This is a genomic window from Salinispora sp. CH2A1_6 (genome assembly GCF_056820975.1).
Map to the genome: position 1 here is coordinate 1151316 of NZ_JBXEDG010000003.1, position 14870 is coordinate 1166185.

Annotated in this window: 14 protein-coding genes; 10 read left to right on the top strand and 4 right to left on the bottom strand. The window is 71.8% G+C overall.

Annotation, left to right across the window (positions count from 1 at the left end):
- The first annotated feature begins 83 nt into the window (after positions 1–83).
- A complete protein-coding gene (locus AC1UKG_RS10325) occupies positions 84–1961 on the top strand; it encodes an ABC transporter ATP-binding protein (protein ID WP_050564230.1) in 1878 nt (625 codons plus the stop codon).
- A 66-nt stretch (positions 1962–2027) separates the two neighbouring features.
- On the top strand, positions 2028–3794 hold the full coding sequence (locus AC1UKG_RS10330; protein WP_018742791.1) for an ABC transporter ATP-binding protein: 1767 nt from the start codon (positions 2028–2030) through the stop codon (positions 3792–3794).
- 95 nt (positions 3795–3889) lie between these two features.
- On the opposite strand, the gene AC1UKG_RS10335 is transcribed toward AC1UKG_RS10330, so the two are convergent.
- The 3 genes from AC1UKG_RS10335 to AC1UKG_RS10345 are packed head-to-tail and all read right to left on the bottom strand — an operon-like array spanning position 3890 to position 6006.
- Positions 3890–4486: a TetR/AcrR family transcriptional regulator gene (locus tag AC1UKG_RS10335; protein WP_018742790.1), complete on the bottom strand. Its 597-nt coding sequence runs from the start codon at positions 4484–4486 to the stop codon at positions 3890–3892.
- Positions 4487–4516: 30 nt separating this feature from the next.
- Positions 4517–5272, bottom strand: a complete 756-nt coding sequence (locus AC1UKG_RS10340) for an ABC transporter permease (protein WP_018742789.1) — start codon at positions 5270–5272, stop codon at positions 4517–4519.
- Complete coding sequence (locus AC1UKG_RS10345; RefSeq protein ID WP_018813681.1) at positions 5269–6006, bottom strand: ABC transporter ATP-binding protein; 738 nt, start codon at positions 6004–6006, stop codon at positions 5269–5271. The genes AC1UKG_RS10340 and AC1UKG_RS10345 overlap by 4 nt, the downstream gene beginning before the upstream one ends.
- A gap of 117 nt (positions 6007–6123) precedes the next feature.
- Between AC1UKG_RS10345 and hisI the strand changes: the two genes are divergently transcribed.
- The 3 genes from hisI to AC1UKG_RS10360 are packed head-to-tail and all read left to right on the top strand — an operon-like array spanning position 6124 to position 8704.
- Positions 6124–6564 (top strand): phosphoribosyl-AMP cyclohydrolase, encoded by a 441-nt coding sequence (gene hisI / locus AC1UKG_RS10350; protein ID WP_018730776.1) that lies wholly within the window; start codon positions 6124–6126, stop codon positions 6562–6564.
- On the top strand, positions 6561–8114 hold the full coding sequence (locus AC1UKG_RS10355) for an anthranilate synthase component I (RefSeq protein ID WP_018742787.1): 1554 nt from the start codon (positions 6561–6563) through the stop codon (positions 8112–8114). Before hisI ends, AC1UKG_RS10355 begins: the two co-directional genes overlap by 4 nt.
- Entirely contained in the window at positions 8111–8704 is a 594-nt protein-coding gene (locus AC1UKG_RS10360) for a Trp biosynthesis-associated membrane protein (RefSeq protein ID WP_482642685.1), read from the top strand. The genes AC1UKG_RS10355 and AC1UKG_RS10360 overlap by 4 nt, the downstream gene beginning before the upstream one ends.
- A 14-nt stretch (positions 8705–8718) precedes the next feature.
- On the opposite strand, the gene AC1UKG_RS10365 is transcribed toward AC1UKG_RS10360, so the two are convergent.
- Complete coding sequence (locus AC1UKG_RS10365) at positions 8719–8952, bottom strand: hypothetical protein (protein ID WP_018742785.1); 234 nt, start codon at positions 8950–8952, stop codon at positions 8719–8721.
- A 457-nt stretch (positions 8953–9409) separates the two neighbouring features.
- Between AC1UKG_RS10365 and trpC the strand changes: the two genes are divergently transcribed.
- The 5 genes from trpC (at position 9410) to AC1UKG_RS10390 (ending at position 14690) form a co-directional block, all read left to right on the top strand.
- The gene (gene trpC, locus AC1UKG_RS10370) at positions 9410–10213 is read left to right on the top strand and encodes an indole-3-glycerol phosphate synthase TrpC (protein ID WP_482642748.1); all 804 of its coding nucleotides are present in this window, start codon (positions 9410–9412) and stop codon (positions 10211–10213) included.
- 33 nt (positions 10214–10246) lie between these two features.
- The gene (trpB, locus tag AC1UKG_RS10375) at positions 10247–11479 is read left to right on the top strand and encodes a tryptophan synthase subunit beta (protein ID WP_018813678.1); all 1233 of its coding nucleotides are present in this window, start codon (positions 10247–10249) and stop codon (positions 11477–11479) included.
- Positions 11480–11483: 4 nt separating this feature from the next.
- The gene (trpA, locus tag AC1UKG_RS10380; protein WP_018742782.1) at positions 11484–12287 is read left to right on the top strand and encodes a tryptophan synthase subunit alpha; all 804 of its coding nucleotides are present in this window, start codon (positions 11484–11486) and stop codon (positions 12285–12287) included.
- A 103-nt stretch (positions 12288–12390) separates the two neighbouring features.
- Positions 12391–13488, top strand: a complete 1098-nt coding sequence (gene lgt, locus AC1UKG_RS10385; protein ID WP_018742781.1) for a prolipoprotein diacylglyceryl transferase — start codon at positions 12391–12393, stop codon at positions 13486–13488.
- Between the two features lie 14 nt (positions 13489–13502).
- Complete coding sequence (locus AC1UKG_RS10390; protein WP_482642686.1) at positions 13503–14690, top strand: FAD-dependent oxidoreductase; 1188 nt, start codon at positions 13503–13505, stop codon at positions 14688–14690.
- Positions 14691–14870: the final 180 nt, after the last annotated feature.

Consider the following 14870-nt stretch of genomic DNA (forward strand, 5'->3'; position numbering starts at 1 on the left):
ATGAGAATGGCCTCCGAGTCGTCGGACCTGGCTCCGGCAGGTAAGGATGGGGGAGACAGCGGCAACTTACGGCGGGGGAGAACGTGGCGAGCGGGACAAGTCGGGACGTGCTCTGGCGAGGGCTGGTCGTCCTCGGCCGGGCGATTCGGGAACAACCCAGGATCTTCGCGATCGCGGCGAGCTCCAGTGTGCTCTTCGGGTTGTTGGTCGTCAGCAGCGCATTCGTGGTGGGCGCGGTGGTCGGCGACGTGGTGGTGCCGGCGGTCGCCGAGGGTTCGGTGCCCACCGCTGCGCTCGCCCTGGCCGCCGCCGCGTTGTTCGGGCTCAGCGTGCTGCGGGTGGTCGCCATCCTCGGCCGTCGGCTCGGCGCCGGCTACATGCAGTTTCGGCTCCAGGCCACCTACCGCCGTCGGGTCACCCGCCGGTACCTCGACCTACCGCTCTCCTGGCACCAGCGCAACGCCACCGGCACCCTACTGTCCAACGCGAACTCCGATGTCGAGGCCGCCTGGCATCCGGTGGCCCCGCTGCCCTTCGCCGTGGGCACACTGGTGATGCTGGTCGGTGCGGTGATCTCGCTTCTCGTCACCGACTGGGCGCTCGCCCTGGTCGGGTTGGGTGTCTTCCCGGCGCTCTTCGCGCTCAACGTTGCCTACTCCCGCCGGATGGCCCCCCGCCAGGCCCGGGCCCAGCGGCTGCGGGCTGAGGTCAGCGGGATCGCCCACGAGAGCTTTGACGGCGCGCTGGTGGTCAAGACGATGGGCCGGGAGGCGCAGGAGACCGAGCGGTTCGCCGCGCGCGCCCGCGACCTACGGGACGCGCTGGTGTCCGTGGGGCGGCTGCGCGGCGTCTTCGACCCCATGCTGGAGACCCTGCCCGGGCTCGGGACGCTCGCCGTACTGGTGGTCGGCACCCTTCGGTTGCGGCAGGGCGCGATCAGCGTGGCCGAACTGGTCAGCGTCGCGTTCCTCTTCACCGTGCTGGCGTTCCCGGTCCGCGCGATCGGCTGGGTCCTGGCCGAGTTGCCGCGCAGCGTCGCCGGCTGGGAACGGGTCCGGCGGGTACTCGACGCCACCGGCAAGATGCCCTACGGCCCAATGGCACTGGACCCCGACGACGCCGGTCCGGCAACGCTCACCTTCCGCGACGTCCACTTCGCGTACGAGCCGGCCGAGGCGCACCTGCCCGGCGCCGAGGTGCTGGGTGAGGTCGGTTTCACGGTGCCGGCGGGGCGGACCGTCGCCCTGGTCGGGCCGACCGGTGCGGGGAAGTCCACCATCACCTCGCTCGCGGTTCGGCTGGTTGATCCACGTGCGGGCGCGGTCGAGGTGGACGGGGTGGATGTACGCGACCTCACCGCGGACTCGCTGGCCCGTACGGTCGCGCTCGTGGCGCAGGTGCCGTTCGTCTTTGACGATTCGGTGCGGGCGAACATCACCCTGGATCGGCCCGGCCTCGGTGATGAACAGGTCTGGGCGGCGCTGCGGTTGGCGGGGGCGGATGGCTTCGTCGCCGCTCTCCCGGAGGGCCTGGATACTCGGGTCGGTGAGCGGGGTACGTCGCTGTCCGGGGGGCAGCGGCAGCGGCTCACCCTGGCCCGAGCCCTCGTCGGTCGGCCGCGCCTGTTGGTGTTGGATGACGCGACCAGCGCGGTCGATCCGCGGGTGGAGGCGGCGATCCTGGCCGGGCTGCGCGCCGTGGAGCCGGGGAGAGCGGCGACGTCGATCCTTGTGGTCGCCTACCGGCGGGCGACCATCGCCCTCGCCGACGAGGTGGTCTACCTGGAGCACGGGGGGGTGGTAGCCCGGGGCACGCACACCGACCTGCTCGCCACCGTGCCCGGCTACGCCGATCTGGTCACCGCCTACGAGCAGGCCGATGCGGAGCAGGCCCAGCAGCAGGGGTACGACGAGGTCCCGCCGCCGCTGACAACCGGCCTCGAACTGGAGGTGGACCGGTGAGGGCGAGGAGTGAGCTTGCGAGCCCCGCAGTCGCGAGCGGAGGGTGGACCGGTGAGTAGTAGCACCATGGCGTCGGAGGCGGCGGCTGAGTCGACCTGGCGGACGCTGCGGCGGGGCTTGGCGCTCTCCCCGGAGCTGCGGGTCGGGTTGGCGGGCACGCTCGGCCTGGCGCTGGTCTACATGGTTGGTCGGGCGGCCGTGCCGGTGGCGGTGCAGCAGGGCATCGACAACGGCATCGCCGGCGGCCTCCGGCTGAATGTGGTCTGGACGGTGGTGACCGTCACTACGGCGGTGCTCGTGGTGACCACCGCCTGCGGCTATCTCATGATGCGGCGGTTGTTCACCGTCAGTGAGACCGCCCTCTCCAACGTGCGGATTCGCGCCTTCCGACACGTCCACGACCTGTCGATGCTGCACCAGCAGTCCGAGCGACGTGGGTCGTTGGTGTCCCGGGTGACCAGTGACGTCGACCAGATCACCCAGTTCCTCCAGTGGGGCGGTGTGATCCTGCTGATCAACCTCGGTCAGCTGGTGGTCACCACAGCGGTCATGCTCGCGTACTCCTGGCAGCTGACCCTGGTGGTGTACGCGGCGTTCGGCCCGGCGGTGTTCGTGATCCGACTGCTCCAACGGCGGCTCGCCGGCGCGTACGGGGTGGTGCGGCAGCGCACCGGCGCGCTGCTCGGTGCGATCGCCGAGAGCGTGGTGGGCGCGTCGGTGATCCGGGCGTATGGCATCTCCGGGCGCACCGCGCGCCGGCTCGACGAGGCGATCGACAGCCAGCGGCGAGCTCAGCAACGGGCTATCCGGATCAGCGTCCTGGGTAGCTCGGTCGGGGAGATCGCGGCCGGGTTGGCACTGGCCGGCGTGGTGGTGCTGGGAGTGCTGCTCGGCGCTGACCGTACGTTGAGCATCGGTGAGGTGACCGCGTTCCTGTTCCTGGTGACCCTCTTCGTGCAGCCGGTGCAGATCGCCACCGAGGTGCTCAACGAGGCGCAGAACGCGATCGCCGGCTGGCGACGGGTGCTGGACGTGCTGGATGTCGAGCCGGATGTCGCGGACCCCGGCGAGTCGGGGCGGGAGCTTCCGCCGGGTCCGCTGGACATCCGCTTCGTCGGGGTGGGCTTCGCCTATCCGGGCGGCGCGCCGGTGCTGCACGACATCTCGGTGGAGATTGCGGCGAAGAGCCGGGTGGCGGTGGTCGGCGAGACCGGCAGCGGGAAGACGACGTTCGCGAAACTGCTCACCCGGCTGATGGATCCGACCGAGGGGGACGTGCTGCTCTCCGGGGTGCCGTTGCGGGAGGTGCGGTTCGGCTCGCTGCGTTCGCGGGTGGTGATGGTCCCGCAGGACGGCTTCCTCTTCGACGCCACGGTCGCAGAGAATGTTCGTTTCGCCCGGCCGGACCTCACTGACGAGCAGCTCACCGCCACCTTCGTGGAGCTGGGGCTGGCGGACTGGCTGGATAGCCTCCCGGCGGGCCTGAACACCGCGGTGGGGGAGCGCGGTGAGGCGTTGAGTGTGGGCGAGCGGCAGTTGGTCGCGCTCGCCCGCGCGTACGTCGCCGACCCGGATCTGCTGGTGCTCGACGAGGCGACCAGCGCGGTCGATCCGGCGACCGAGGTGCGTCTGCAACGCACCTTGGATGCGGTGACCCGGGGCCGGACAACGCTCGCCATCGCGCACCGGCTCTCCACGGCACAGGCCGCCGACGAGGTGATCGTGGTGGATCGAGGGCGGATCGTGCAGCGGGGTCCGCACGAGGAACTGGTCAGCGACGCCGAGTCGGTATACGGGCAGCTCTACGCCTCGTGGCTGGAGCAGACCCGGTAACTGAGGCGGGCCGCGTGGACCCTCAGCCCCTCCGGTGGGGGCACGCCGGCCCTCAGCCCTCCGGCGGGGCGACTCAGCTCCGCCGGAGGGGGTGGCTAGCCCTCCAGCGGGGCGGTGAGATAGCGCTGCATGGTGGGGCCGACGGAGCCGATGAGTGTTTCGGGGGCAGCGCTGGCGATGGGCTCGAGCCGGAGCACGTGGCGTGCCATCGCCAGGCCGAAGAGTTGGCTGGCCACCAGCGCCCCGCGGAGCGGTGCCTGCGCCGGAGCCACGTCGAGGTGGTCGAGGACCGGGCGCAGCACCTGTGTGGTGAGGAACTCGCGCAGCAGCCGAGCGGTCCACTCGTTGCTGACCGCCGAGCGCAGCAGCGCCACCGCGGGGGTGCCGGCGGGGGAGTCCCAGATGCCGAGAAAGGCGCGGACCAGCCGTTCCCCGATCTGGTCGGGGTCCCCGGCGAGTACCGTCGGCACCACCTCGGCCGGGTCGGCCGGGGCGTTCATCGCGGCGAGGAAGAGCTTGTCCTTGCTGCCGAAGTAGTGGTGCACCAGCGCGGGGTCCACACCGGCGGCGGCGGCGATGGCACGGATGGAGGCGTTGTCGAACCCCCGCTCGGCGAAGGTGGTCCGGGCAGCCGCCAGGATCGTCGCCCCGGTGTTCGGGTTGCCGGGTCGCCGTCCGATCCGCCGTACCATCGTCGCCCTTCGTTCGTTGCCGTCGCGGGGTCAGCCGCTGCGTCGGCGCAGGGTGGCGGCGGCGAGTACCAGCGCCAGCACCGCGGCGCCGCCCACGATCGCGAGGTCGCGCCACATCGTTGCGGTGGGTTCGGCGCTTGAGCCCACTTCCTGCAACGCCTCGACCGAGTACGACAGGGGCAGGACGTCGCTGACCGCCTGGAGCCAGCCGGCCATCTCGTCGCGGGGGACGAAGAGCCCGCAGAGCAGCAGCTGCGGGGCGACCACGACCGGCATGAACTGTACGGCCTGGAACTCGGTCCGGGCGAAGGCGCTGCAGAGGAGCCCGAGCGCGACGGCGAGCACAGCGTTGACCGCCGCGATCAGGATGACCAGCCCGCTGCTACCGGCGGTGTCGAGATCGAACAGCCAGTAGGCCACGGCGGCGGCGACCGCCGCCTGGACCACGGCGGCCAGGCCGAACGCGATGCCGTACCCGAAGAGCAGGTCGAGTTTGCCCAACGGGGTGGTCAGTAGCCGTTCCAGCGTGCCGCTGGTGCGTTCACGCAGCATGGCGATGCTGGTCACCAGGAACATGATGATGAAGGGGAAGAACCCCAGCAGCACCAGTGCGATCCGATCGAACGGCGCCGGCTGGCCCGGTGGTGTCGGCTGGTCGACGTACATGTAGTAGACCACCGTGAGGAGTGCCGCGGGTACGACCACGAGCAGCGCGACCGTGCGCCGGTCATGGCGCAGTTGGCGCAGGATGCGGCCGGTGGTGGCGGCGAGGATCCGGGGACTCACGACGCCTCCTGCCCGGCCGTGCCGGCCTCGCCTGCCTGGATCATTCGGAGGAACGCCTCCTCCAGGTCGTCCACGCCGGTCGCCGCGCGTACTGCCGCTGGAGTGTCGTTCGCGATCAGCCGCCCCTCGCGGATCAGTAGGAGTCGGTCACAGCGGGCGGCCTCGTCCATCACGTGGCTGGAGATGAGCAGGGTGGTGCCGGCGGCGGCCATCGCGTGAAACCGGGCCCAGAGCTCCGCTCGTAGCACCGGATCCTGACCGACGGTCGGTTCGTCGAGCACGAGCAACTCGGGGTCGCCGACCAGCGCGCAGGCCAGCGAGGCGCGGCTGCGTTGGCCACCGGAGAGGGTGGCGACCAACTGGCCGGCGGCTGCCCGCAGGCCGACGTCGGTCACGGCCCGGTCGGCCTGGACGGAGTCGCGCCCCTGCAGGGCGGCGAAGTAGCGGGCGTTCTCCCGGACGGTCAGGTCCGCATAGACGCTCGGCGCCTGGGTCAGGTAGCCGATCCGGCGGCGTAGCGGTGGGGCGCCGGCCGGGTGGCCCAGGACGGTGACCGTGCCAGCGGTGACGACCTGCACCCCGACCAGTGCCCGCAGGAGCGTGGTCTTTCCGCTGCCGCTCGGCCCGAGCAGGCCGGTCACCGTCCCGCACGGCACGGTGGCGTTGATGCCGGACAGCACCCGTCGCCCGCTCCGGTCGACAACCAGGTCGCGAAGGGCGATGGCGTCCTGCATTGCCCACCTCCCGGTAAAGATCAAATATTAAACTCAACAGTAGTTGAATTCTGTGGGGTGAGCAAGGCACACGGGTCCCCTACCCGCCGCCCGTCGGGTATCGGAGAATGGGTGACTATGCCCGTACCTGACGCGCCGTCGCCCGGCGCCCTGCCCGGCTCGGACCCGAGTGGCGGTCCGGCCCGGCCGTCCCACCTGGACCCGACCATCGCCGCGCGACTGCGCCGAACGTCGGACGGGCTCCTCGCCGCGGTGGTCCGCCAGTACGGCTCCGCCGAGGTGCTGATGCTCGCCTGGATGGATGACGAGGCGCTACATCGGACGCTGACCACCGGCCGGGCCACCTACTGGTCCCGCAGCCGCGGTGAGTACTGGGTCAAGGGCGCGACCTCCGGACATCACCAGTACGTCCGCGCTGTCGCCCTCGACTGTGACGGGGACGCCCTGCTGGTCGATGTCGATCAGGTCGGCCCGGCGTGTCACACCGGCCGGCGAAGCTGCTTCCACAACGACCTGCCGGTCACCGGCGGGTCCGGCGAACGGCAGGCCCGCTCATGACCGACGGCACCGTCCGTCCGGACGCGACGACCTTCGCCGAGCAGGCCGCCGGGAGGCGGGTCGTGCCGGTCACCCGGCGGCTGCTCGCCGATGCGGAGACGCCGGTCGGCGTCTACCGCAAGCTGGGCGGCGGTCCGGGTACCTTCCTCCTCGAATCTGCCGAGCAGGGCGTGGGTTCAACCGGCATGACCTGGTCCCGGTACTCCTTCGTCGGGGTTCGCAGCGCGGCCACGCTGACCGAACGCGCCGGCGTGGCGGTGTGGACAGGTCAGCCCCCGCCGGGGCTACCCACCACCGGGGACCCGGTTGCGGTGCTTCGAGACACCGTCGCCGCCCTCGCGGGGCCACCTCCCGACGACACGGCCGGGCTGCCACCGCTGACCGGCGGCATGGTCGGCTACCTCGGGTACGACCTGGTCCGGCACTTCGAGCGGCTGCCCGAGCGCACCGAGGACGACCTCGGCCTGCCCGCGCTGGGAATGATGCTCGCCACTGATCTGGTGGTGCTCGACCACTATGATGGCTCGGCGCTCCTGGTGGCCAACGCCATCCTCCCGCCGCCGGAGGCGCCGGATCGGGCGGCGGCGGCCACCGCCGCGTACCACCACGCGGTCGGGCGGCTGGACGCGATGACCGCCGCGCTGTCCCGGCCGATTCCTCCGATGGCCTCCACCGTTGGCGCCGCACCCGTCGGGGACGTGCACTGCCGTACGCCCGAGGGCGGCTACCAGAAGGCGGTGGTGGCGGCCAAGGAGGCGATCCGGACCGGTGAGTGCTTCCAGATCGTGCTGTCGCAGCGTTTCGAACGGGCGACCGACGCCGACCCGCTCGACGTGTACCGGGTGCTGCGGACCACCAACCCCAGCCCGTACATGTACCTGCTGCGCTTCGACGGCTTCGACATCGTCGGTTCCTCTCCCGAGGCGCACCTGAAGGTGACCACCGAGGTGGACGGGGAGCGGCGTGCCCTGCTGCATCCGATCGCCGGCACCCGGCCGCGCGGTAGCTCGCCGGAGGCCGACGCCCAACTCGCCGCCGAACTGCTCGCCGACCCCAAGGAGCGCTCGGAGCACGTGATGCTGGTGGACCTGGGCCGCAACGACCTGGGGCGGGTCTGCCGACCTGGCTCGGTCGAGGTGCCCGAGTTCGCCACGATCGAGCGGTACAGCCATGTCATGCACATCGTCTCCACGGTGGTCGGCGCGCTTGCCGCGGACCGCACCGCCTTTGACGCGCTCGTCGCGACCTTCCCGGCGGGCACCCTCTCCGGTGCCCCCAAGGTGCGGGCGATGGAGTTGATCGAGGAGTTGGAGCCGGTACGGCGTGGGCTCTACGGCGGCACCGTGGGCTACTTCGGCTTCGGCGGTGACCTCGACATGGCGATCGCGATCCGGACCGCACTGATCCACGGCGGGCGCGCCCACGTGCAGGCCGGCGCGGGCGTGGTGGCGGATTCGGATCCGGCCGCCGAGGAGCAGGAGACGCGGAACAAGGCTGCCGCCGTGCTGGCCGCCATCGCCGCGGCCGAGACGCTGCGTGCGGCCCGGTGAGTGACCGGGGCGAGTCCGGTCCGGGGCGTGCCCGGGGCGAGGCCGGCCCGGGGCGGCCCCAGGCCGGCCACCGGGAACTGGTCTACGCCGTGCTCCTCGGGGTAGCCGGAGCGGGCCTTTCGATGTGGGCGGTGACCCGGCCCTGGGTGGTCGAGCTGGCGCCCCGCCCCGCCCCGTTGCCGCCGGTTCGCGTTGCCCGCACCGGTGCGCAGCTACTTCCCTGGCTGCCCGCACTGGCCCTGGTCACCCTCGCCGGATGGGGTGCGGTGCTGGCCACCCGGGGGCGGGTCCGTCGGCTGCTGGGCGGCGTGCTGACCGGGCTTGCGGTGGCGGTGGCGGCCGGTGGCGGATATGGCCTGCTCGCGGGGCTCAACGGCGCGGTCAGTCGGCAGTGGCCGCTGCTCTGCCTGATCGGCGGCGGATGCGCCGCCGCCGCCGGCATGCTGACCGCGGCCCGGGGGGAGCGGTGGTCGGTGATGGGCGCGCGATACGAGCGGCCGGCGGGGGCGGTGCCCGGCCCGGTGCCGGGCCGGGGCAACAGGGACGCCTGGGACGCGTTGGATCGGGGTGCCGATCCGACGGACGACTGACGCGGGCCGCCGACTCAGCGCATCGGCCGCGGATCGCGGTTCGCGGTGAGTTCGGCGACGATCCGGTCCAACTCGGCCCGCTGGTCGGCGCGGGCCCGGTCGGCGCAGACGGCCTCCCACGCGTTGCCCCGTGCGGTGCGCATCTGCGCCTCGCCGACCACGGCGCGTTCGAGCGTGTGCACCACGCCGACGGCGAGCGAGGCGACCGTACGGGAGATGGTGGTGAGGTCGATGCTCTCAGTGCTCATGATCAATCCCGGAGATCGTTGGGTGGCGCGGGCGGATGCCGAGTCGAGTTTGCCCGAGGGAGATGCTCGTCGACTCACGTTTCGTCGGGGTGTCCGCCGCGTCAACTCTGCTTCCGTGGCCCTGACCTGGGAAGAGTCCATTGGCCTTGAGCTTGCTCACAGCCCCGCCCCGGGGTGCCCGGCCTGCCGGATAGCATCACATCAATACCCAGGATGGCCGCGGTCGATGATCATCGGCCTCGATCGGCGACTCGGAGGTGATGGCTGTGTGTGAGCTCACCTTCACTGGAAGTTGGGCATTATGCCGCAAGCCAATTCGTGAGGAGCGCCATACCCCCGGCGGCCTGCATCGGGTACGCCGCCTAGCATCGGCCCAGGACGCCCGGAGAGGGGAGCGTTGGTGACTGCGGAGCATGCGCACGCGGAAGGAAGCGACGCCGGTTCGGCGAAGCCCAGCGTGCTGGACGAGATTCTGGCCGGAGTACGTGAGGATGTGGCTCGGCGGCAGGAGCAGGTCCCGCTGGACCGCATTCGAGAGCTGGCTGCTGCCGCTCCGCCGCCGCTGGATGCGTACGCGGCCCTGCGTCGGCCCGGCGTGGCGGTGGTTGCCGAGGTGAAGCGCTCCTCGCCGTCCAAGGGGCGGCTGGCGGAGATCGCCGACCCGTCCGACCTCGCCAGCGACTACGCCGCCGGTGGGGCCCGGGCGATCAGCGTGCTCACCGAGGGGCGCTGGTTCGGTGGTTCGCTGGATGACCTCGCCGCCGTCCGGGCCGCGGTCGATGTTCCGGTGCTGCGGAAGGACTTCGTGGTCTCCAGCTACCAGGTGCATGAGGCGCGGGCGCACGGCGCCGATCTGGTGCTGCTGATCGTGGCGGCGTTGGAGCAGAAGGTGCTGGTTGGCCTGCTGGAGCGGATCGAGTCGCTGGGCATGACCGCCTTGGTCGAGGTGCACGACGAGGAGGAGGCGGACCGGGCCTTGGAGGCCGGGGCCCAGGTGATCGGCGTCAACGCGCGCGACCTGCGTACACTGGAGATTGATCGTTCGGTCTTCGAGCGGATCGCGCCCGGCCTGCCCAGCAGCGTTGTCAAGATCGCTGAATCGGGAGTGCGCGGGCCCCACGACCTCATCCGGTACGCGTCGTCCGGTGCCGACGCGGTCCTGGTCGGCGAGGGCCTGGTTACCCAGAAGAGCCCCCGTGAGGCGGTGGCCGAGTTGGTCAACGCTGGTAACCACCCGGCGACACCCCGTCCGGTGCGCTGAACGCACTGGGCGAATAGAACGAAGGGAGCCGCGATGAGCGTCGACACGCCCGCCGCGACCGGCCGATACCCGGACGCTGCCGGTCACTTTGGCCGGTTCGGCGGCCGGTTTGTCCCCGAGGCCCTGGTGGCCGCGTTGGATGAGCTCGACGGCGCCTGGCGCACCGCGATGGGGGACGAGTCGTTCCAGACCGAGTTCGCCGCCCTGCTTCGCGACTACGCCGGCGCCCCCTCGTTGCTCTACCCCGCCCGGCGGCTCTCCGCCAGGATCGGCGCCCAGGTGCTGTTGAAGCGGGAGGACCTCAACCACACCGGGGCGCACAAGGTGCGCAACGTGCTCGGCCAGGCGCTGCTGACGAAGCGGATGGGCAAGCGGCGCGTCATCGCCGAGACCGGGGCCGGTCAGCACGGGGTGGCCACCGCCACCGCTGCCGCCCTGTTCGACCTCGAGTGTGTGGTCTACATGGGTGAGGTGGACACCCAACGGCAGGCGCTGAACGTGGCGCGCATGCGGATGCTGGGCGCCACCGTGGTGCCGGTCACCACCGGGTCACGCACCCTCAAGGATGCGATGAACGAGGCGATGCGGGACTGGGTCGCCAACGTCGACAACACCCACTACCTGATCGGTACGGCGGCCGGCCCACACCCCTTCCCCGCCCTGGTCCGCGACTTCGTCCGGGGCATCGGAGAGGAGGCCCGCCAGCAGTGCCTCGACCTGGTCGGTGCGCTGCCCGACGCGGTCACCGCCTGCGTCGGCGGCGGCTCCAACGCGCTCGGTGTCTTCCACGCCTTCGTCGACGACCCGAGTGTGCGCCTGTACGGCTTCGAAGCCGGCGGGGACGGGCCGGTGACCGGCCGGCACGCGGCCAGCATTACCGGGGGCTCCTCGGGCGTGCTGCACGGGACCCGGACCTACGTGCTTCAGGACGCCGATGGTCAGACCATCGAGTCGCACTCGATCTCGGCCGGGTTGGACTACCCGGGGGTCGGGCCCGAGCACGCCTGGCTGCACGACACCGGCCGGGCGACCTACCGGCCGGTGACCGACGCCGACGCGATGGCCGCCTTCGAGCTGCTCTGCCGTACCGAGGGCATCATTCCCGCGATCGAGAGCTCCCACGCGCTGGCCGGCACGGTCGCGATCGCCCCGGAGCTCGCCGCCGAGCTGGGTCGGGAGCCGGTCGTGGTGGTTAATCTCTCCGGCCGTGGTGACAAGGACGTGCACACCGCCGGGGAGTACTTCGGCGTCCTCGACAAGGAGTGACAACGTGAGTCGCATCGGGGTTGCGTTCGACCGGGCCCGGGCCGAGGGCCGGGCCGTCCTGGTCGGCTGTATGCCCGCCGGTTTCCCGACCGTCGAGGGCAGCATCGCCGCGATGACCGCCATGGTCGAAGCGGGCGTGGACGTCATCGAGGTGGAGATTCCGTACTCCGACCCGGTGATGGACGGTCCGGTGATCCAACGGGCCAGTGACATCGCCCTGGCCGGTGGGGTCCGGGTCGCCGACACGCTGCGCATCGTTGACGCGGTCGCCGCCACCGGTGCGCCCGTGGTGACGATGACCTACTGGAACCCGATCGAGCAGTACGGCGTTGACGCCTTCGCCCGGGACCTCGCCGCAGCGGGCGGTACCGGGCTGATCACGCCCGACCTGATTCCCGACGAGGCGCAGGAGTGGCTGGCCGCCTCCGACGCGTACGGGCTGGACCGGACCTTCCTCGTCTCGCCCTCCTCCACTGACGCTCGGCTGCGGATGACCGTCGAGCACTGCCGGGGATTCGTGTACGCGACCGCGCTCATGGGCGTCACCGGGGCCCGTGAGCAGGCTTCGGCGGCCGCTCCGGTGCTGGTGTCCCGGGTCCGGGCGGTCACGGACCTGCCGGTCGGCGTTGGCCTCGGGATCGGCACCGGGGAGCAGGCCGGTGCGGCGGCCGGATTCGCCGACGGGGTCATCGTCGGCAGTGCCCTCATCCGCTGCATGCTCGATGCCGCGAGTCTGCCGGCGGGTCTGACCGCCCTGCGGGAGCTGAGCGCCGAACTCGCCGCCGGCGTCCGGAAGCCGGCCTCCTGACGCCCGCCCCGCGGTCACCGGCCCGGCATTTCGGAGAGGAGCGCCACCGGCCGCGCGGGCCGGGGTGCCACGGTAGGGCCGAACGGCGGTAGCCTGTGCACTCGTGACCCTCGCCTCGCAGACCCCTTTGGCGGCCCTGCCCAGTCCGACCACCGCGGTGTGGCAGCTGGGCCCGGTGCCGATCCGTGCGTACGCGCTTTGCATCCTCCTCGGCATCGTGGTGGCCTGCTGGGTCACCGAGCGACGGCTGCGCCAGCGCGGGGTGGCGCCGGGGGCGGTGCTCGACATCGCCGTGTGGGCGGTGCCGGCCGGCATCATCGGCGCCCGGATCTACCACGTGATCTCCTCACCGGAGAAATACTTCGGCACCGGTGGCGATCCGCTCAAGGCCTTCGCCATCTGGGAGGGAGGTCTCGGTATCTGGGGTGCCGTGGCCGGTGGCGCGCTCGGTGCGTGGTATGCCGCCCGGCAGCTCGGTATTCCGCTCGCGGTGGTGGCGGACGCCCTCGCCCCGGGACTGCCGCTGGCCCAGGCGATTGGGCGGCTGGGCAACTGGTTCAACAACGAGCTCTACGGCGGGCGTACCACCCTGCCCTGGGGCCTGGAGATCCACCGGATGGACCCGGAGACGGGCCAGGCCCTGCGCGACGACGCCGGGACACCCATCCTCGAGGCGGGTCTCTACCATCCGACCTTCGCCTATGAGGCGTTGTGGAACCTGGGTGTGGCCGCCCTCGTCTTCCTCCTCGACCGGCGGCTGAAGCTGGGCCGCGGCCGGGCCTTCGCGCTCTACGTGCTGGGCTACACGGCCGGCCGGTTCTGGATCGAGATGATCCGCACCGACGAGGCGAACACGATTCTCGGCCTACGGCTGAACGTCTGGACCGCGGCGGTGGTCTTCCTCGCCGCGTTGATCTACTTCCTGCGGGTGCGTGGACCGCGCGAGTACCTGATCCCGATCCGCGAGGTGCCGGCGTCCGCCCCCGAGTCCGACGTGTCGCAGGTCGACCTCTCCGCTCGTGCGGCGGGTGCCCGGCCGGCGGCGCCGGAGGGCTACCAGGTGGTCAGCGAGGAACAGTTCCAGGACTGGCGGGAGACGGGCGAGGCGCCGTCGTCACCGGAGCCTGGGCACTCCGGTGACGACCCGCCCACCGACCGGCCGGCGGATTCCGCCCGCTCTGCCGACCAGCGCGACAGCTGAGCGGGGAGGGCCGCATGCGTAGCGCGGTCGTGGTCGGCGCCGGTGTCGGTGGCCTTGCGGTCGCGGGCGCGTTGGCGCGCTCCGGCTGGCAGGTCACGCTGGTCGAGCGCGCCGACCGGATCCGTCCGGAACCCACCGCGGTGGTGCTCTGGCCCAACGGGGTGCGCGCACTGCACGCCCTCGGCCTCGGGGCCGGGCTCGACGCGATCGCCACCCCGTTGTCGAGCAGCGGGGTGCGCCGACCCGACGGACACCAGCTGGTGCGGCCCCGCCCGGTCCCGGCGGACCGAAGCCCGGTGGTGGTGCACCAGGAGGACCTGCACGACGCGCTTATCGCCGGGCTGGGCGAGGGCGTTGAGGTGCGGACCGGCGTGACCCTCCGTGCGGTTCGCGCGGAGCCGGGCGCCCGTCCGTCGGTCGGTGACGGCCGGCACACCTACGAGGCAGACCTGGTGGTCGCCGCCGATGGCCTCGACAGCGTGGCTCGTGCGCAACTCGCACCGGAGGCGGCGGTGGTCAGTTGTGGCTCGGCCGCGTGGCGGGCGGTGATCCCGTGGTACCGGGCGCCCCAACTCTCCGCCGATCTGCCGCCGGCCGGGGAGATACTCGGTGCCGGATACCGCTTCATCTACGTGTCGCTGGGCGAACGGGGCTCGTCCGGGGCCTCCCGCCGCGGCGGGATCTACTGGGTGGCCACCGCCGCCGGTGCGCCTCGGCCGGAGTCGCCGGAGACCCAGCTCGCCCTGCTGCGTCGCTGGTACGTCGGCTGGGCCGCACCCGTCGCCGAGCTGCTCGACGCCACCGACCCGGCCGACCTGGTCCAGCGCGAGATCCGTGAACTGCGCCCGCTGCCCCGCACGTACGGCTTCCCCACCGGTCCGGGCGGGGCGGTGCTGCTCGGTGACGCAGCGCACGGCATGCCCCCGCACCTGGGGCAGGGGGCCTGCCTCGCCTTCGAGGACGCCGCCACCCTGGCCACGCTGCTCCGTGAGTCCCGGCTGCCGGACGCGGTCGCCGCCTACGACCGGACCCGACGGCCCCGGGTGGCGGCGACGGTTCGGCAGACCCGACGGATGTCGGCGGTGCTCCAGGCCCGTGGTCGGCTCGCGCTGCGCGCCCGCGACGCTGTCCTCGGTGCCCTCACCCCCCGGCTGCTGGGGCGCGCCGGCACCACCGCTGACCAGTGGCATCCCCCGTCCTGACCAGGTCCGGATGCCGTCCGGCGAGAGTCGGCCGAGGGTGTGGTACGGGCGAGTATATTTCTCACACTCTGGAAGGTGTGATCAATCTGCACTGGCCTTGGGTGGCCCCCCCTAACGTAGACTCATATGACCCTTGAGGGCCGACGTCGTCCCGACCAAGTTTCAGCCTGAGTGACGACA

What these genes read in the sequence shown, in the direction of transcription:
- AC1UKG_RS10390 (WP_482642686.1), top strand. Translation starts at nt 13,503, where the DNA reads ATGCGTAGCGCGGTCGTGGTCGGCGCCGGTGTCGGTGGCCTTGCGGTC.
- AC1UKG_RS10335 (WP_018742790.1), bottom strand. Translation starts at nt 4,486, where the DNA reads ATGGTACGGCGGATCGGACGGCGACCCGGCAACCCGAACACCGGGGCG.
- AC1UKG_RS10365 (WP_018742785.1), bottom strand. Translation starts at nt 8,952, where the DNA reads ATGAGCACTGAGAGCATCGACCTCACCACCATCTCCCGTACGGTCGCC.
- AC1UKG_RS10345 (WP_018813681.1), bottom strand. Translation starts at nt 6,006, where the DNA reads ATGCAGGACGCCATCGCCCTTCGCGACCTGGTTGTCGACCGGAGCGGG.
- AC1UKG_RS10330 (WP_018742791.1), top strand. Translation starts at nt 2,028, where the DNA reads ATGGCGTCGGAGGCGGCGGCTGAGTCGACCTGGCGGACGCTGCGGCGG.
- hisI (WP_018730776.1), top strand. Translation starts at nt 6,124, where the DNA reads ATGCCCGTACCTGACGCGCCGTCGCCCGGCGCCCTGCCCGGCTCGGAC.
- AC1UKG_RS10355 (WP_018742787.1), top strand. Translation starts at nt 6,561, where the DNA reads ATGACCGACGGCACCGTCCGTCCGGACGCGACGACCTTCGCCGAGCAG.
- trpB (WP_018813678.1), top strand. Translation starts at nt 10,247, where the DNA reads ATGAGCGTCGACACGCCCGCCGCGACCGGCCGATACCCGGACGCTGCC.